Origin of the sequence: Kitasatospora fiedleri, assembly GCF_948472415.1 — a bacterium.
GTDB lineage: Bacteria > Actinomycetota > Actinomycetes > Streptomycetales > Streptomycetaceae > Kitasatospora > Kitasatospora fiedleri.
Genome location: NZ_OX419519.1, coordinates 6,557,630 through 6,574,784, shown reverse-complemented (window position 1 = coordinate 6,574,784; position 17,155 = coordinate 6,557,630). Strand labels below are relative to the sequence as shown.

12 protein-coding genes and 3 pseudogenes are annotated in these 17,155 nt (G+C 75.3%); 4 read left to right on the top strand and 11 right to left on the bottom strand.

Annotation, left to right across the window (positions count from 1 at the left end):
* Positions 1-8: 8 nt before the first annotated feature.
* The 4 genes from QMQ26_RS29670 to QMQ26_RS29655 are packed head-to-tail and all read right to left on the bottom strand — an operon-like array spanning position 9 to position 3,725.
* Entirely contained in the window at positions 9-743 is a 735-nt protein-coding gene (locus QMQ26_RS29670; protein ID WP_100839551.1) for an ABC transporter ATP-binding protein, read from the bottom strand.
* Positions 740-1,621, bottom strand: coding sequence for an ABC transporter permease (locus QMQ26_RS29665; RefSeq protein ID WP_449768963.1), 882 nt, complete (start codon positions 1,619-1,621; stop codon positions 740-742). The genes QMQ26_RS29670 and QMQ26_RS29665 overlap by 4 nt, the downstream gene beginning before the upstream one ends.
* A complete protein-coding gene (locus QMQ26_RS29660) occupies positions 1,618-2,655 on the bottom strand; it encodes an NrtA/SsuA/CpmA family ABC transporter substrate-binding protein (protein WP_100839552.1) in 1,038 nt (345 codons plus the stop codon). The genes QMQ26_RS29665 and QMQ26_RS29660 overlap by 4 nt, the downstream gene beginning before the upstream one ends.
* Positions 2,656-2,714: 59 nt before the next feature.
* Complete coding sequence (locus QMQ26_RS29655; protein WP_282203365.1) at positions 2,715-3,725, bottom strand: ABC transporter substrate-binding protein; 1,011 nt, start codon at positions 3,723-3,725, stop codon at positions 2,715-2,717.
* Positions 3,726-4,061: 336 nt separating this feature from the next.
* Here QMQ26_RS29655 and QMQ26_RS29650 point away from each other — a divergent pair.
* Positions 4,062-4,843: pseudogene (locus QMQ26_RS29650) on the top strand (IclR family transcriptional regulator).
* A 102-nt stretch (positions 4,844-4,945) separates the two neighbouring features.
* Here the strand turns inward: QMQ26_RS29650 and QMQ26_RS29645 are convergent.
* The 5 genes and pseudogenes from QMQ26_RS29645 to QMQ26_RS29625 form a co-directional block, all read right to left on the bottom strand.
* Positions 4,946-5,632: a winged helix-turn-helix domain-containing protein gene (locus QMQ26_RS29645; RefSeq protein WP_282203364.1), complete on the bottom strand. Its 687-nt coding sequence runs from the start codon at positions 5,630-5,632 to the stop codon at positions 4,946-4,948.
* Positions 5,633-6,324: 692 nt separating this feature from the next.
* Positions 6,325-6,857: pseudogene (locus tag QMQ26_RS29640) on the bottom strand (GTP-binding protein).
* A gap of 54 nt (positions 6,858-6,911) precedes the next feature.
* Positions 6,912-7,434, bottom strand: a pseudogene (locus QMQ26_RS38445) (DUF742 domain-containing protein).
* A gap of 8 nt (positions 7,435-7,442) precedes the next feature.
* On the bottom strand, positions 7,443-7,862 hold the full coding sequence (locus QMQ26_RS29630) for a roadblock/LC7 domain-containing protein (protein WP_100839558.1): 420 nt from the start codon (positions 7,860-7,862) through the stop codon (positions 7,443-7,445).
* Positions 7,859-10,519 (bottom strand): sensor histidine kinase, encoded by a 2,661-nt coding sequence (locus QMQ26_RS29625; protein WP_282203363.1) that lies wholly within the window; start codon positions 10,517-10,519, stop codon positions 7,859-7,861. Before QMQ26_RS29625 ends, QMQ26_RS29630 begins: the two co-directional genes overlap by 4 nt.
* Positions 10,520-10,895: 376 nt before the next feature.
* Here QMQ26_RS29625 and QMQ26_RS29620 point away from each other — a divergent pair, with 376 nt between their 5' ends.
* Complete coding sequence (locus QMQ26_RS29620; RefSeq protein WP_282203362.1) at positions 10,896-12,716, top strand: AMP-dependent synthetase/ligase; 1,821 nt, start codon at positions 10,896-10,898, stop codon at positions 12,714-12,716.
* 150 nt (positions 12,717-12,866) lie between these two features.
* Complete coding sequence (locus QMQ26_RS29615) at positions 12,867-13,982, top strand: polysaccharide deacetylase family protein (RefSeq protein ID WP_282203361.1); 1,116 nt, start codon at positions 12,867-12,869, stop codon at positions 13,980-13,982.
* Positions 13,983-14,078: 96 nt separating this feature from the next.
* Here QMQ26_RS29615 and QMQ26_RS29610 read toward each other — a convergent pair whose 3' ends face one another.
* Both QMQ26_RS29610 and QMQ26_RS29605 read right to left on the bottom strand, forming a co-directional pair.
* On the bottom strand, positions 14,079-14,876 hold the full coding sequence (locus QMQ26_RS29610; protein WP_100839562.1) for an SGNH/GDSL hydrolase family protein: 798 nt from the start codon (positions 14,874-14,876) through the stop codon (positions 14,079-14,081).
* Positions 14,877-14,966: 90 nt separating this feature from the next.
* Positions 14,967-15,743 (bottom strand): hypothetical protein, encoded by a 777-nt coding sequence (locus QMQ26_RS29605; protein ID WP_282203360.1) that lies wholly within the window; start codon positions 15,741-15,743, stop codon positions 14,967-14,969.
* A gap of 212 nt (positions 15,744-15,955) precedes the next feature.
* On the opposite strand from QMQ26_RS29605, the gene QMQ26_RS29600 reads away from it, so the two are divergent.
* Positions 15,956-17,128 (top strand): exonuclease SbcCD subunit D, encoded by a 1,173-nt coding sequence (locus QMQ26_RS29600; RefSeq protein WP_282203359.1) that lies wholly within the window; start codon positions 15,956-15,958, stop codon positions 17,126-17,128.
* The last annotated feature ends 27 nt before the right edge of the window (positions 17,129-17,155 follow it).

Genomic DNA, 17,155 nt, shown 5'->3' with positions numbered 1-17,155 from the left:
GCGGTGGGTCAGTTGGCGTGCTGCGGTGCGGTGTCCCGGTGCACGCCGAGGTCGGCGAGCAGGCGGCGGCGCAGCGCCGCGAAGTCGGGGTCGGCCGGGTCCCGGGGGTGGTCGACGGCGACGGTCTCGTCGCGGACGAGCGCGCCGTCGCGCAGGACGGCCACCCGGTCGGCGAGCCGGATCGCCTCGTCCACGTCGTGGGTGACCAGCAGGACGGCGGGCCGGTGCTTGCGGCACAGTTCGCCGACCAGGTCCTGCATGCGCAGCCGGGTGAGCGCGTCCAGGGCGGCGAACGGCTCGTCCAGCAGCAGCAGTTCGGGCTCCCGGACCAGGGCCCGGGCGAGCGCGGCGCGCTGCGCCTCGCCGCCGGAGAGGGTGCCGGGCCAGGCGTCGGCGTGGTCGGCGAGGCCGACCTCGGCCAGGGCCCGGCGGCCGGTCTCCCGGGTGGCGGCGCCGCGCGGCAGGCCGACGGTGACGTTGCCCAGGACGCGCTTGGACGGGATCAGCCGGGGCTCCTGGAAGACCACGGTCCGCGAGGGCGGCACGAGCACGGTGCCCCCGTCGGCCCGGTCGAGCGCGCCCAGGATGCGCAGCAGGGTGGTCTTGCCGGTGCCGGACGCGCCGAGCAGGGCCAGGAACTCGCCGCGGGCGATGTCCAGGTCGATGCCGTCCAGGACGGCGCGGGTGCCGAACACCCGGCGCAGGCCCCGGAGGTGGACGGCGGGGGTGCGGGTGTCGCTCACCGTCCGGCCCCCCGCCGTCCGGTGCCGGGGCGCCAGGGCATCAGCACGCGTTCCAGGACGCGCACCGCGCCGTCGGCGGCCAGGCCGAGCAGGCCGTAGATCAGGATGCAGACGGCGAGCACGTCGGTGCGCGAGAAGTTCTGCGCCTGGGCCATCAGGTAGCCGATCCCCTCGGTGGAGTTGATCTCCTCGGCGGCGATCAGCGCGATCACGCTGAGCGTCATCGACAGTCGCAGCCCGGACAGCAGCGCGGGCAGCGCGCCGGGCAGCACCACCTCGCGGACGATCGCCCAGCGGGAGAGCCCGAAGCTGCGCATCGCCTCGACGAGCTTGCGGTCGGTGTTGCGGACGCCGCCGGAGGTGGAGACGTACATCGGGAAGGAGGTGGCGACGCCGATCAGCGCGATCTTCGCGGTCTCGGTGATGCCGAACCAGACCATGAACAGCGGCACCAGCGCCAGGAACGGGACGGTGCGCAGCACCTGGACGGCGGAGTCGAGCAGTTCCTCGCCGAGCCGGAAGAAGCCGGTGACCACGCCGAGCACCAGGCCGGCGCCGGCGCCGAACAGCAGGCCGAGGGCGGCCCGGGTCAGCGAGGTGGACAGCGCGTCGGTGAGCTGCCCGTTGCCCCACAACTCCCCTACGGCCTGGGCGACCTGGCCGGGCGAGGCGAGCACGTCGGGGGTGAGCGCGCCGGTCGCGGAGGAGATCTGCCAGGCGGCGAGCAGGGCCAGCGGGCCCAGGGTGCGCAGGGCGAGCGAGACGCCGCGCGGCCGGGTGGTGGCGGCCCGGGCCCGGGGGGCGACCAGCCCGGCGGCCCGGGCGGCCTCGGTACCGGTCGCCGCCCCGGTGCCGGCGCTGGTGGTGGCGGTGGTCACTTCCCGCTCCCGGCGAGGGAGTCGATGTCGATCAGGTAGGGCTTGACGTCCACCTGGGTCTTGGTGACGCCCTGGTCGGCGTAGAACTTGGCGACCACGTCGAAGCGGGCGGTGTCGGCGGCGGTGATCGGCGCGTCCACGGCGCGCTGCTTGCCGAAGTCGACCGCGATCGTCCGCTCGGCGGGGGTGACGGCGGTCGGCCCGGCGTCGGTGAAGACGTTGAGGTAGGCGGCCGGGTCGGCCTTCTCCTTGGCGCCGTTCTCGTGCAGGTAGTCGTAGAACGCCCGCACCACCTCGGGGTGCTTGTCGGCGAAGGCCGAACGCACCGCCCACACCGCGTAGTTGTCGCTGCCGACGGCCTTGCCGTCGACCAGGAAGTGCGCGTCGGCGTTGGCGATGGCGGGGATCGAGAAGGTGTTCCAGGTCGCCCAGGCGTCGACCTGACCGGAGTTGAAGACGCCGGAGGTCTGGTCGGCCCGCAGGTAGACCCGCTCGACCTTGTCGGCCGGGATGCCGTTCTTCTCCAGTGCCTTGAGCAGCAGGTACTCGGAGGTGCCGCCCTGCGAGACGGCGACCTTCTTGCCGACCAGGTCCTTGACCTCCTTGATCGGCGAGCCGTTCTTCACCAGGATGCCCTCGCCGGCCTGGTCGGGCTCGGTCTGCGAGAACAGCTTGAAGCCGGGCTTCTGGGCGAGCGCGGCGACCGCCGAGGTGATCGAGCCCTGGGCGACGTCCAGCTGGTCGGCGTTCAGGGCCTGCGCGGCGGGGGCGAACGGGCCGGCGCTGCCGGTCCAGGTCACCTTGGCGTGCACGGCGGCCAGCGCCTTGTCCAGCGAGCCGTCCTTCTTCCCCTGGGCGAGGAAGCCGGAGTTGCCGGGGTCCGGCACTCTCAGCACCACCTCCGCGCCGCCCTTTCCGTCGGCCGAGGCCGCGGCGTTCTCGGCGGACGAGCCGCAGGCGGTCAGGGCGAGTGCGGCGACGGCGGTCAGGGCGGTGGCGGCGAGCAGGGAGCGGCGGCGGACGGGGGTGTGCATGGGTCTCTCCAACAGGGGGTGCCGAGCGGGGGATCAGGAGCGAGGGAAGGGGCGGGCGGTCACGGCCGCCGCGCGAGCAGGTCGCGGGCGGCGGCCAGCGGGGCGGGGTCGGCCCAGGCGTGGACGTCGACCCGGTCGGCGAGGAAGCCGTGGGCGTGCAGGAACTCCTCCTGCCGGGCGAGCAGGGCGAGGCGGTCGGCGGACAGGTCGGGGTGCAGGGTGCGGTGGCCGCCCTCGGCGTACGCGCCGGCGACGCCCTCCGGTCCGGCGCCGGTCTCGGCGCCGAGGATGCGGGCCACCTCGCCCGGCTGTCCGGCCGCCCAGTCGGCGGCCCGCAGCAGGACGGCCAGGAAGCGGGCCACCAGCTCGGGGTGCTCGTCCAGCAGCTGCTGGTGGACGGTGATCGGGCGCGGGGTGCCGTTGTTGACCCGGTGCCGGCGGTCCGGCAGCGCGTCCAACTCCACGGCGGGGACGGCCCCGTGGCGGCGGGCGGCCTCGACGGCGAGCGCGCCCTTCACGTACACGGCGTCCACCCGGCCGTCCGCCAGCGCGGCGAGTTCGGCCTCCCACTGGCCTCCGCCGGGGGCCGCCTCGACGTCGACCGGTTCGGCGTCGTCGAGGGTGAGCCCGGCCGAGGCGAGCGCCCCGTGGTGGCCGGCCAGCGCCATCGCCCGCCAGAAGTCGATGGCGATCGGGTGCCGGGGCAGGGCGAGCCGCCGTCCGCGCAGCTGCTCGGCGGAGGTGATGCCGCTGCCCTCCCGGACCAGGACGCTCTGCCGCTCCTCGATCCAGGTCAGGCCGATCAGCCTGGTCCGCTCGCCGCGCGAACGCGCCCACAGCGCCGGGACGTTGCCGCCCTCGCGGAACAGTCCGGCCAGCGCGTGGGTGTAGTGGTGGTCGGCGGCGACCTCCGGCGGGACGTCCTGGAGGGAGCGCACCGCGATGCCCTCGGGCGCGAACTCCTCGGCCAGCCAGCCCCGGTCGGCGGCGATGCCGGTGGCGGTCGGCACGGGGCAGCGGGTGAACCACAGGGTGTCGGGGTACGGCGGCGCGGCGGGGGACGTGCTCATGGCGGGGCTCCGGGGATCAGCGGGCGGCGCGCGCCGGGCCTTCCGCATGGTGGGAAGGCGGGCGCGGCGGGAGAAGGACGTCGGGTGCGGTCAGCGACAACAGGAGGAGTGGCCCCGGTACGTCTTCACGGTGGACTCCTTCCTGTTCGGACCGGCTGGTGAGCTGAGCGTTCCACCCGGCCGGGGGTGGAATCAAGCCTTGCCAGATGATGGGATCACCTGTTCACGGAAGGCCGGACAGCCGCAATGCTGCCGACACACTGCCGCAGTGATCACTCCCATATCCTGGTAAAAGCACGGAAGTTGACCCGACGAGCCGACCCACGAAGAGGTGCGATGCCCGGCCCCGGAACCCTCCCCGCCCCGCCGACCGGCCCGCCGCCCGGCGCCCAGGCGGTCCACCGGGCGCTGGGCCTGCTGCACTGCTTCCACGACAACGGGCCCGACCTGAGCGCCTCCGAACTCGCCCGCCGGATGGGCCTGTCCGTCTCCACCGCGCACCGCCTGGCCCGCACCCTGGTCGCCACCGGCTTCCTCGACCAGGACGAGCGCACCGCCCGCTACCGGCTCGGCCCGGCCGTCGCCGAACTCGGCCAGCTCAGCTTCCACCAGCGCGGACTGCACCTGGCCGGCCCCGAACTCGCCGAGCTGGCCCGGCGCACCGGTGCCACCGCCGACCTCGCCATCCGCTCCGGCCCGCACGCCGTGATCCTGGTCGGCGGCTCCGTCCTGCCCTCCACCGGCCTCGGCCTGCGCCGCCCGCTGCACTCCACCGCGCTCGGCAAGGTGCTGCTCGCCTGGCCCTCCCCGCCGAGACGCCGCTGCGCGGGCCGCTGCCCGCCTACACGCCGCGCACCCTCACCGACCCGGCCGCCCTCGACGCCGAACTCGCCCGCACCCGCGAGCGCGGCTACGCCCTCAACGACGGCGAGTCCGCCACCGGCGTCCGCACCCTGGCCGTCCCCGTGCTCGACCGCGCCGGCACCGCCCGCTTCGCGCTCGCCGTCCGCTCCACCCCCGCCCACCTGCCCGACGAGGCGCTGCCCCGCACCCTGGCCCACGCCCACACCTGCGCCCGGGCCCTGGCGGTCCTCCTGCTCCCCCCGGACCAGCGCTGAACACGCGGCGAGGCCGTGGCCGGGACGACGACAGGTCGTCCCGGCCACGGCCTCGCCGGTGTGTGCCGCTCGCGCGCGTTCCCCCGTCGCGCGTCGCGCCCGCTACGCGGCCGGCGCGTACTTGTAGCCGACCCGGCGGACGGTGACGATCGTGTCGCGGTAGGCCGCGCCGAGCTTGCGGCGCAGGCGGGCGACGTGCACGTCGACGGTGCGGCCGTCACCGACGTGGCCGTAGCCCCAGACGGTGTGGACCAGCTGGTCGCGGGTGTGCACCCGGTGCGGGTGCTCGGTGAGGTGGGCGAGGAGCTCGAACTCGAGGTAGGTGAGGTCGAGCAGGGAGCCGTCGACGTACGCGTTGCGGCGGTCCAGGTCGACGGAGATGCCGCTGTCGGCGGGGCGGGTGAACGGGCGGGCCGCGGGGGCCTCGGCGACCGCAGCGGTGGCGGTGGCGGCGGCGGTGCTCTGGCCCTCCGCGGGCACCAGCACCAGGTAGCCCACCAGCGGGGAGTTGGCCGCGCCGAGCTGCGCCAGCAGCGCCTGCGGCAGGACGGACTGCGGGAGGGCGGCGACCACGGCCGCGCCGTCCTGGAGCCCGGCCAGCAGGCTCTCCGGCGCGGGGGCCGGGGCGACGGACACCGGGGCGGGGGCGACGGCCGCGCCCACCGGCCGCGGCGGGATCGGCCGCCGGTGCTCGGTCACGGTGGTGGCGGGGGCGAGGTTGGGGAGGGCGCGGACCGCGCGCAGGTGCGGGGTCGAGGTGGTGGCGGCGGTGGCGGTGGCGTACGACATGTGAGGGCTCTTTCGCGCGTGACGGTCGGGGGGTGGTCGTCGTCTGCGCTTCCGGCGCACGGGGATTGACGGTGGGTCAGGTCCGGGGCCGGGAGGCGCGGGGTGCGCGCCGACAGGTCTGGTCGAAGTGGTGGTTCCGGCGCGAGGGCCAGAACGGTTCGAGGAGGGTGCGAAGGTGCACGGCTGCTCTCCGGAGCGCGGCAGGGGGTCGACGGGACGCACGGAACCGCCACTCCCCGGCGTCGAGCGGGGAGGAGTGGCGGTGCGTCAGCGACAGCAGGTGCTGTAGATCCGGCCGTGGTCGAGGTACCGGCGGACGGTGAGCACGGGGAGTGCGGAGAGGCGGACCGAGACGGTCATGGCGCTGCTCCTCCCCCGAAATCGTGTCGGGCCCGCGGCGGAACGGCGGCGGGCACGGGTACGAGACTTCCACGCCCGGTGCCCGGAAGGCAACCCACTGCACCACCCCATCCGCAGACCGAGACGGAAACCGTCCACCATCCGGACGCCACCGCGCTGACCTGCATGGACGTCAGAAGTCGGCAGCGGCAGTGCAACGACCGCACGACAGCTCCACGACGGCCGCGCGACAGCCCCACGACGGCCGCGTCACGGGCGCGCCACGACGGTGCTGCGGCGGCACCGCGGACACGCCGCGCCGCGGCGGCGCCGCGGGCGCGCCCCGGCGGTCGCTACAGCCGCACCCCGAGGCGGGCCGCCGCGTGCTCGACCAGCCGGATCAGCAGCTCCTTGCCGTCCTCGCGCCGCCGGGCGTCGCACAGCAGCACCGGCACCCCGGCCGGCAGGTCGAGCGCGGCCCGGACGTCCTCGGGGCGTAGACCTCGGTGCCCTCGAAGCAGTTGACGGCGACCACGAACGGGATGCCGCGCTGCTCGAAGTAGTCGACCGAGGGGAAGGAGTCGGCCAGCCGCCGGGTGTCGGCGAGGACGACCGCGCCGAGGGCACCGCGGGCCAGCTCGTCCCAGACGAACCAGAACCTGTCCTGGCCCGGGGTGCCGAACAGGTAGAGGGCCAGGCCGGGTCGGAGGTCGATCCGGCCGAAGTCCATGGCGACGGTGGTGGTGCGCTTGGCCTCCACCCCGGCGGTGTCGTCGACCGGCCGGCCGACCTCGCTGAGCAGTTCCTCGGTGCGCAGCGGGCGGATCTCGCTGACCGCGCCCACCAGCGTGGTCTTGCCCGCGCCGAAGCCGCCGGCGATCAGGATCTTGACCGCGTCGGCGCCCCAGGGGGCTTTGCGGGCGGCGGGGACGACGGGGCGTCAGAGTGCACGGAGGCCATTGATCACGTCTCGCAGCAGGCGCTCGTCCGGTTGTTGGGCGAGCTGGACGGGTCGGGTGACGCTGATCAGGTCGGCGTCGTGGAGGTCCCCGAGCAGGACCCGGACCACGCTCACCGGCAGGTCGGTGTAGGACCCGAGCTCGGCGACGCTCAGCGGCTCGTCGCGGCAGAGTTCCAGGATCGCGTGGTGTTCCGGGTCGAGCGTGAGGTCGGGCGCGCGGGTCGGGCCGGGCGCCGCCGGGACCGGGGTCCGGCCCGGCGGCGGTGACCAGCGAGATCAGGTCGAACAGGCCGTCGTCGTCCGGGCGGGCGCGCCCCCTGGTCATGGAGAAGAGCCGGACCACCGGTCCGGCCTCGTCGTCGAACCAGCGGTCGTCCACCGGGGTGCGGGGGGCGAACAGGTCGACCGGTCCTTCGCCGGCCGCCTGCCCGTCCCCGGTCGCACCGCTCAGGTCGGCCGGGGCGGGGGCCCCGGTCGGCTCGGTCGGCTCGGGCTCGCTCATCGAATCGGTCATCTCCCGGGCAGCGTGGTGTCGGTCCTCGGCTCGGCGGCCAGGTGCTCGCCGACGCGCTTGACCAACAGTGCCATCTCGTAGGCGATCTGGCCCACATCGGACTCGGCGTCGCTGAGCACGGCCAGGCAGCTGCCGTCGCCGGCGGCGGTGATGAACAGGAAGGCCTCGTCCAGCTCGACCATGGTCTGCCGGACGCCGCCGACCCGGAAGTGCCGTCCGGCACCCTTGGCGAGGCTGTGGAAGCCCGCGGCGACCGCCGCGAGGTGTTCGGCGTCCTCCCGGTCCAGGCCGCTGGAGACGCCGGTGGCCAGGCCGTCGCTGGACAGGATCACCGCATGCCGAAGGGTCGCCACCCGGCCGACCAGGTCGTTGAGGAGCCAGTCGAGGTCCCCGGACGGCGGTGTTGTTGCGGTCATGATTCGGTTCCTTCTGCTGGTGCGGGCGGTGCGGTCGGCGTCGGGTGCGCCGACGGGACGGAGCGGGCGGGGGCGGCGGGCAGCGCGTGCGGCACCGGCGCGGACGGCAGCGCGATCCGGAGCCGGGGCTGCTGTCCGGGCCCCGGGGGGCGGACCGGCGCGGGCCGTTCGGGGGTGCGGGCGCCGTCGGGGGACTCCGGCTCGGAGCGCACCACGGTGAGCGAGGCGGGCTGGAGCCGGTCGCCGCGGCCGCGGGCGAAGCCGCGCTGGAAGGAGGCGAACGCGGAGCGGGCCTCCTCGGGGTCGCGCGCGCGGGCCGGTTCGGCGGCCTCCGGTTCGGCGCCGGGCCGCAGTTGCGGGGCCAGGCTGGCCTGCCGGACCCGCTTGGGCAGCAGTCCGCCGGCCACCGGGGTGAGCGCCGGGCCCGCAGCCGGGCCCGCGGCCGGTCCGGCAGCGGCGGCGGGCAGCGCGGGCCGCTCGCCGTCCTCCTCGGGGCGGCGGTGGCGCCCGGTGCCCCCGGCGGCGGCCTGCGGGGCCGCGGCGGCGGCCCGGCGGCGGGGCAGCCCGCCGGGGGTGCGGGACGGCTCGGCCTCGGACGGGCGGGGCCCGCCGAGCGCGGCGGCGGGCGCGGCGTGCGCGCCCTGGCCGCGGGCCGGGACGGCGACCGCGGTGGAGGCGGCGGCCGGGGCGGGCGGGCGGCGGTGGGTGCCGGTGTCCTCGGCGCCCTGCCGGGGGGCGTCGGGGGCGGTCTCGACGGTCTCGGCGAGCAGTTCGCGCGGGATCAGCACGACCGCGGAGGTGCCGCCGTAGGGGCTGGGCCGCAGGTGCACCCGGATGCCGTGCCGGCGGGCCAGCCGGGAGACCACGAACAGGCCGAGCCGGTCGGTGTCGGCGAGGTCGAACTCCTGCTCCACGGACAGGCGTTGGTTGATCTCCTCCAGGTGCTGCTCGCCCAGGCCGAGGCCGCGGTCGTCGATCTCCAGGCAGAAGCCGTGCGCGACCACCTCGCCCTGGACGGTGACCTGGGTGTGCGGCGGCGAGAACACGGTGGCGTTCTCGACGAGTTCGGCGACCAGGTGGGTGACGTCGGCGACCGCGGAGCCGAGCAGGCCGGTGCCGGGGAACGGGCGCACCTGCACCCGGGCGTAGTCCTCGACCTCGCCGACGGCGGCGCGCACCACGTCGACCATCCGGACCGGCTTGCGCCAGGCGCGGCCGGGCGAGCCGCCGGAGAGGATGATCAGGCCCTCGGCGTGGCGGCGCATGCGGGTGGTGAGGTGGTCGAGCCGGAACAGGTCCTCCAGTTCGCGCGGGTCCTCGGTGCGGCGCTCCATGGTGTCGAGCAGGGTGAGCTGACGGTGCAGCAGCACCTGGGAGCGGCGGGCCAGGTTGACGAAGACGGCGGAGACGCCGCGGCGCAGTTCGGCCTGTTCGACGGCGGCCTCGACGGCGACCCGCTGGACTTCGTTGAAGGCCCGGCCGACCTGGCCGATCTCCCCGGCGCCGAACTCCAGCGGGGGCACCTCGGCGACCACGTCGACGGGCTCGCCGCGGCGCAGCCGGAGCATCACGGAGGGCAGCCGGGTGGCGGACAGGTCGGCGGCGGCGTTGCGCAGGCCGACGAGTTCGCGCACCAGGCGGCGGCCGGTGCGGTAGGAGATGACGATCGACAGGACGACCGCGGTGAGGCCGATCAGGCCGGCCGTGCCGCCGCGCACCAGGGCGTCGATCGCGCTGTCGCGGGCCTGGTCGCCGAGTTCCTTGGCCAGCCGGGAGTTGATCGCGTCGATGTCGGTGAGGACCTTGTCGGCGGGGTCGCCCCAGGAGTCGGTGGGGCCGCCGCGCACCTCCAGGGCCCGGTCGGCGGCCTTGTCGAAGCCGGTCTCGGCGGCGGTGAGCCAGCTCCAGTTCCAGCCCAGGCGCAGCGCGTTGTACGCCTGCCGGTCCTGGTCGTCGAGTTCGGCGATGTAGATCCGGAACAGCGCCTGCTGGGCGTTCATGGCGTCCAGGGCGACCTGCTGCTTGCGCGGGTCCTGGGCGTCGGCCAGGGGGGCGGCCCGCAGGGCGCGCATCGCGGCGGTCTCCTGGGAGAGGTACTCGCCGGCCCGGGAGAGCTCGACCAGGATGGTGCCCTGGCGGGGCAGCGAGCCGGTCTGCTTGGCGATGAAGGAGGAGCGGAACGCGAAGACCGGGCTGATCAGGTCGCTGTAGTCCTTGAGCGCGCCGTCCCAGCTCTGCCGGGACTGGGCGATCTGGTTGCGGATCGCGCCGAGCTGGTCGGCGACCGCGAGCACGTCCTGGTAGCGGGCGCGCTGGTCGGCGTCGAGCTTGCCGGCGTCGTGGCTGGCGCCCTGGTAGCGCAGCAGTTGGAGGTCGCGGTCGGTGGTGGTGCGGGCCTTGTCGTAGGCGGCGGCGTAGCCGGCGTTCGCGGGGGCGGCCAGCCGCAGCACGGCGGCGGCGCGTTCCTGCTGGAGGTCGTAGGCGTACCGGTCGGCGGGGCCGCCGAAGGCGGTGTAGGTGGAGCCGAGGTCGATCTGGCTCCACACGTCGCCGGTGGTGACGAGCGTGGCGTACACCCACAGGCCGCTGAGCGCCGCGATGGGCACCAGGAGCAGCGCGACGATCCTCGCGCGGATCGAGCTGCGGCGCAGGCGCATACGGGTCCTTAGTGGTCCTCGGGCGGGAAGGTTGTCGGACGCGGGCGGGCGGGGGCGGGTGCGCGCGGGCAGGGGTGGGTGCGGGCGGGTTCGAGAGCCGCGAGCCTACTACTTCCTGACCGCCCGTTCGTAGGGTGGAAGTGCATCGTGATCGGCTGTTGTCCGGATCGTCCTTTAATTTCCCCGCCGGGGTCTGGCATGGCCCCGACCTGCGGGGCTTCCTCCGGTGCGGGGCGTCGCCGGACGGTGACTCTGGGCAGCGCCGCGCCGATCGGGTAGCTTCGCCGGTACCGCGGTCCGGCCCTCGGCCGGCCGGGCGGACCGGGCCGTGCGGGCCCGGTCCGGGTGGGTGGTTCGGGGCGGGATCGGGGGTACCGTGCGAGAGTTCAGCAGCCCCGCGCTGGGCGGCGGGCCGGCCGGCGGGCTGGCCGACTCGGTGTTCGACCGGGCCGAGCGGGAGCCGCGGCTGTCGCTGATGTCCCGGCTGGTGGACGGCGTCTGGACGCCGGTGACGGCGGCCGGGTTCCGCGACGAGGTGCTGGCGCTGGCCAAGGGCCTGCTGACCCGGGGGGTGCGCTACGGCGACCGGGTCGCGGTGATGTCGGCGACCCGCTGGGAGTGGACGCTGTTCGACTACGCGCTCTGGTCGGTGGGGGCGATCACGGTGCCGGTGTACCCGACGGCCTCGGCCGACCAGGTCCGCTGGATCCTGGCGGAGACCTCGGCGGTGGCCTGCGTGGTGGAGGACGAGGACCAGGCGATGACGGTCGGCGCGGTGTGCGACGCGCTGCCGGAGCTGACCGGCATCTGGCAGCTGGACCGCGGCTGCGTGGCCCAGTTGGCGGCGGACGGCGCGGGCGTGCCGGACGCGCTGGTGCACCGTCAGCGGCTGGGGGTGACGGCGGACTCGCTGGCCAGCGTCATCTACACCTCGGGCACCACCGGCCGTCCCAAGGGCTGCCTGCTGACCCACGGCAACTTCGCGGCGGTGGCGGACGCCCTGCTGGCGGGCTGGGACGAGGTGTTCCGCGACACCGGCGGCGGGCAGCCGGCCACCCTGCTGTTCCTGCCGCTGGCGCACGTGTTCGGGCGGCTGACCCAGGTGGCGGCGGTGCGCGGCGGAATCCGGATCGGCCACCACGCGAAGCTGGCCTCGGACAGCCTGCTGCCGGCCCTGGCCGCGTTCCGGCCGACCTTCCTGCACGCGGTGCCGTACGTCTTCGAGAAGATCCACCGCCGGGCCCGGGAGGCCGCCGAGGCGGCGGGCCGGCTGGAGCTGTTCGAGCAGGCCGAGCGGGTGGCCGTCGAGTGGGCGGCGGCCTGGGAGCGCCGGGCGCACCGCACCGGCCCGGGCCCCTCGCCGGCGCTGCGGGTGCGGCACGCCGCGTACGAGCGGCTGGTGTACCAGCGGGTGCGGGAGGTGCTGGGCGGCCGGGTGCGGGCGGTGATGACCGGCGGGTCGATGCTGGGCCGGGAGCTGGGGCTGTTCTTCGCGGGCGCGGGCATGACGGTGTACGAGGGCTACGGGCTGACCGAGTCGTCCGCGCCGGTGACCGCGAACCCGCCGCGGCGGCCGAAGTTCGGCACGGTGGGGCGTCCGCTGCCTGGTTCGACGGTGGCGATCGCCGAGGACGGCGAGGTGTGGGTGAAGGGCCCGGGCGTGTTCTCCGGGTACCTCAACCACCCGCGCTGCTCGGACGAGGCGCTGTGCCGGGGCTGGCTGGCCACCGGGGACCTGGGGGTGCTGGACGAGGACGGCTACCTGACGCTGACCGGCCGCAAGAAGGAGGTGATCGTCACCTCCAGCGGCAAGAACCTGGCCCCGGCGGTGCTGGAGGAGCGGGTGCGGGCGCACCCGCTGATCGCGCAGTGCCTGATCGTGGGCGACGACCGGCCGTACCTGGCGGCGCTGATCACGCTGGACGCGGTGGCGCTGGCGCACTGGCTGCGGGCGCGCGGGCGGCCGCCGCTGGAGATGTGGCAGGCGCTCACCGACCCGGAGCTGCACCAGGAGGTGCAGCGGGCGGTGGGGGCGGCGAACACCACGGTGTCGCGGGCCGAGTCGATCCGGGCGTTCCGGCTGCTGCCGCGCGAGTTCTCCCTGGAGGAGGGGCTGTTGACGCCCTCGTTGAAGATCCGCCGGGCGGCGGTGGCGGAGCGGTACGCGGCGGACATCGAGGAGCTCTACGCCGGTTGACCGATCTCGGCGGCCGGTCGGCCGGTTCCGCTTGACCGCCGGGATTGGTCCAGTCCATTGTGTGCACCGGCCTGGTGCGGCAGGACCCCCACCCGATCCCCGCCCCTCCGGGGTTCACCCCTCCGCCCGTCCCCACACTGGAGTTGACCCGTGCTCAGTTCCGCCCGTCGCCGTCTCGCGGCGCTCGCCGCCACCGCCGCGCTGGCCTCCGCCGCCACCGTCCCGGCCGCGCACGCGGACGCCCCGGCCCCCGCGCCGAACCTGGCCACCAACCCCGGCTTCGAGATCCCCACCCTGCCGCTGGCCGACTGGGGCTCGGTCCCCGGCTGGCACTGCGCGCCCGGCGAGGGCGCGCTCACCGCCGCCGCCCGCACCGGCACCGCCGCCCTGGCGATCACCCCGGCCGCCGGCGACTCCACCGGCCAGTGCACCCAGACCCTGGCGGTGCGCCCGAACACCGCCTACACGTACCGCGCCTGGGTGCACGGCTCGTACGCCTTCCTCGGCGCCACCGGCACCGGCCACGACGTCGCCCCGGCCTGGACGGCGTCCACCGGGGACGGCTGGCAGCGGCTGTCGACCGGCTTCACCACCGGCCCGGCCACCACCTCGGTGCAGCTGTACGTGCACGGCTGGTACGGCCAGGGCCCGATCGCGGTGGACGACGTCTCGGTCACCGGCGACCGCCCGGCGCCCGCGCCCGCCACCTGGAACGTGCCGACCGACGACAAGGTCGTCTTCCTGACCGTCGACGACGGCTGGACCCGCACCCCGGAGGCGGCCCAACTGATCGCCGACCGCGCGCTGCCGGTGACCGTCTTCCCGCTGCCGATGCCGGAGGGCTTCGAGCCGGACTACTTCCGCCGGGTCACCGCCGCGCCCGGCTCCTCGATCCAGGACCACGGCGTCTCGCACCGCGACCTGACCACGCTCTCCCCGGCCGAGCAGCAGGCCGAGATCTGCGACGCCCGGGACGCGGTCACCGCGCGCTACGGCACCGTCCCGACGGTCTTCCGGCCGCCCTACTTCGCCTTCGACGACGACACCCTCCGGGCCGCCGCCAACTGCGGCATGGCGTACGTGCTGACCGCGACCGCCGACTTCACCTCGGGCGCCGCGAACGTCTACCACGGCGGCCCGCTCCAGCCCGGCGACGTGATCATCATGCACTTCACCGACACCCTGGCCGACGACCTCCGGCGCGCGCTGGACGCGGCCGGGCAGGCCGGTCTGCGGCCCGCCGCGCTCGGCGACCACCTGCGCTGAGCGCCGCCCCGGGAACCACGGTGGCCGGGCTCCTTCCACGAGCCCGGCCACCGGTCGTCCGTCCCCGCGGACGTGCTGCCGCCTGCCGCCGGAGCGTCAGGCCGCGGCGCTGAACGACGGCAGGTAGCCGCCGGCCTGGCCGCTCGCGTTCGGGTGGTAGCTGTCGCTGATCGGCAGCGTGGTGCTGTTCAGCCACTGGGTCGAGGAGCCGCAGATCTCGTGCTCGGCGAAGACCGTCCGGACGTCCTTGAAGGTGAACCCGGCGTTCGCCGCCTGCTTGGCGATGACCGTGTCCAGGGTGTCCGCCGCGCCGTTGATCGCGGTCCGCTTGGTGTCCGAGATCCCGACGATGCAGCTACCGGGCACCTTGTACAGGTGCGGGTAGCCCAGCACCACGACCTTCGCGTTGGGCGCCTTCGACTTGATCTGCCCGTACAGGTTGGTGAGCTTGCCCGGCAGGGTGTTGGTGGCGTAGCTCTTGGCCGTGTTGACGGCGCTCAGGCAGGAGCTCTCGCTGTTCAGCACGCAGGTCTGCATGGTGGAGGCGAAGCCCGCGTCGTTGCCGCCGATGGTGATGGACACCAGGGTGGTCGAGGTGTTCAGCACGCCCAGCTGGTTGGCGATCACGTCGTCGGTCTTCGCACCCGAACAGGCCACGAACGAGAACGAGGTGGGCGCGTGCGCGGCGTTCCACAGGTACGGGTACGCCTTGGTGCTGCGGCTGCAACCGCCGCTCTCGCTGGTGTAGCTGCCGGAGCCGACGCCGGCCGAGTAGGAGTCGCCGAGCGCGGCGTAGCGCACGCCGGCGGCGTTCGCCTCGGTGGCGGCGGCGAGGGTGGTGAGGGACAGGGCCGCCGCGGTGAGGGCGACGGAAACGGCACGGACGCGAGACATCTGATCCTCCATGAGTGACGCAGGCCACACATTGGATACCAGTCAGTAGGTCCGGGGGGAAGCGCTCATGCCAAAGAAGTTGACGAACGTTCACGGAATGCCGCCCCAACGGGGAGCTACGCGCGCAGACCCGCCCCTGACCTGGGCTGCGGAAATACCATCAGTGGGTGATCGCACCATCGGAAAGGGTGCTTGACGTCCGATCAGGCCGCCGGACCGGCCCGGCGGGGGACGACCGGGGAACGGCCGGGGAACGGCGGGGGCGCGGCGGGGCTCAGCGCAGCCGGCAGCCTGCGGCCGGCAGCTCCTCGATCGTCTCGTCCGCCCGCACCGGCACCCCCACCGGGCGGCCGCCGCCGCCACCGCCGCCCGCGCCTGCCGCAGCCCCGGCAGCCCCCAGCCGAGCAGCTCCACCGCGAGTCCCGGCGCCACCAGCAGCCGCCGGTAGTGCCGCCCCGACGCCGGGTCCGGCGCCGAGGGCCCCGCCCCCAGCAGCGCCGCCGCCATCCGCACCCGCGCGCACTCGTGCCCGCCGTTGGCCGACCCCACCCGGTCGTACAGGTAGCCCAGGTAGACCGGCCCGGCGATCAGCGCCTGCGCCTCCTCCGCCGCCTCCCGGGCCAGCGCCCGCCCCGGGTCCCCCGCGTCCTCCGGCTCCAGCGAGCCGCCCGGCAGGCTGACCACCCCGTCGCGCGGGTTCACCAGCGTCAGCACCCGCCCGTCCGGCGCGAACAGCCACCCCCAGGACTGCTTCACCGGCAGCCCGGCCGGCACCGCCTCGGCCGGCCGCCACGGCCACCCCGCGTTCGGCCGGCGCCGCACCCGCCCGAGCAGTTCGGAGATCTCCGGGCTGTACTCGATGCCCATCCCACTCCCTCCGCTCTCCCGGTAGGCCCGCGGCACCACCTGATGATCTTCCCCGAACACCCGACCGATGAACAGTCCCGGCCGCCACCCGGGTCACCGCCCGCGCCGCCGCGCGCCCGGAGCGCTGTCCGCCACCTGTGATACTCGTACTCGGCCGGACCGGACCACCGAATCGACGAGGAGTGACGGGACATGCTGCGGGGAGCGTCGGCGTGAGACTGCTGCACACCTCGGACTGGCACCTGGGGCGGTCCTTCCACCGGGAGAGCCTGCACGAGGCCCAGCGGGTCTTCCTGGAGCACCTGGTGGCGACCGCGGCGGCCGAGCGGGTGGACGCGGTGCTGGTCGCGGGGGACGTCTACGACCGGGCGCTGCCCGGGCTGGAGGCGGTGGCGCTCTTCGACGAGGTGCTGTGGCGGCTGGCCGAGCTGGGCGTGCCGACGGTGTTCATCTCCGGCAACCACGACTCGGCCCGGCGGCTGGGCGTCGCGTCCCGGCTGATCGACCGGGCCGGCATCCACCTGCGCACCGACCCCGGCGCGCTGGCCGAGCCGGTGCTGCTGGCCGACGCGCACGGGCCGGTGGCCGTCTACGGGCTGCCCTACCTGGAGCCCGCCCTGGTGCGCGAACGGCTGGGGCTGGCCCGGGGCGGCCACGAGCAGGTGCTGGCCGCGGCGATGGACCGGGTCCGCGCCGACCTGGCCGCCCGCCCCGCGGGCACCCGCGCGGTGGTGCTGGCGCACGCCTTCGTCACCGGCGGCGCGGCCAGCGACAGCGAGCGCGACATCGCGGTCGGCGGGGTGGAGTCCGTGCCCGCCGCGGTCTTCGACGGCGTGCACTACGCGGCGCTCGGCCACCTGCACGGCTGCCAGACCCTCGCCCCGCACCTGCGCTACTCCGGCTCCCCGCTGGCGTACTCCTTCTCCGAGACGGCGCACGAGAAGTCGATGTGGCTGGTCGAACTGGACGCGGCGGGCGCCGTCGAGGCCCGCCGGGTGCCCTGCCCGGTGCCGCGCCGCCTCGCCCGGCTGCGGGGCCGGCTGGACGAGCTGCTGGCCGCCGAGGCGCACGCCTACGCCGTCGACCGCTGGGTGCAGGCCACCCTGACCGACCCGGTCCGCCCGGCCGACGCGATGGAGCGGCTGCGGGCCCGCTTCCCGCACACCCTGCAACTGCTCTTCGAACCGGAGGGCGGCGAGCGGGCCGCCCGGACCTCCTACGCGCAGCGGGTGCGCGGGCGCACCGACCAGGAGGTGGTGGAGGGCTTCGTCGCCCACGTCCGCCCCGGCCGGGAGCTGGACGGCGACGAGCAGTCCTGGCTGCTGGAGGGCCTGGAGTCGGTGCGCCGCGCGGCGGCCGGCCGGGCCGAGGAGAGCGCCCGATGACGCCCCGCCCCCTCCGCTTGGAGCACA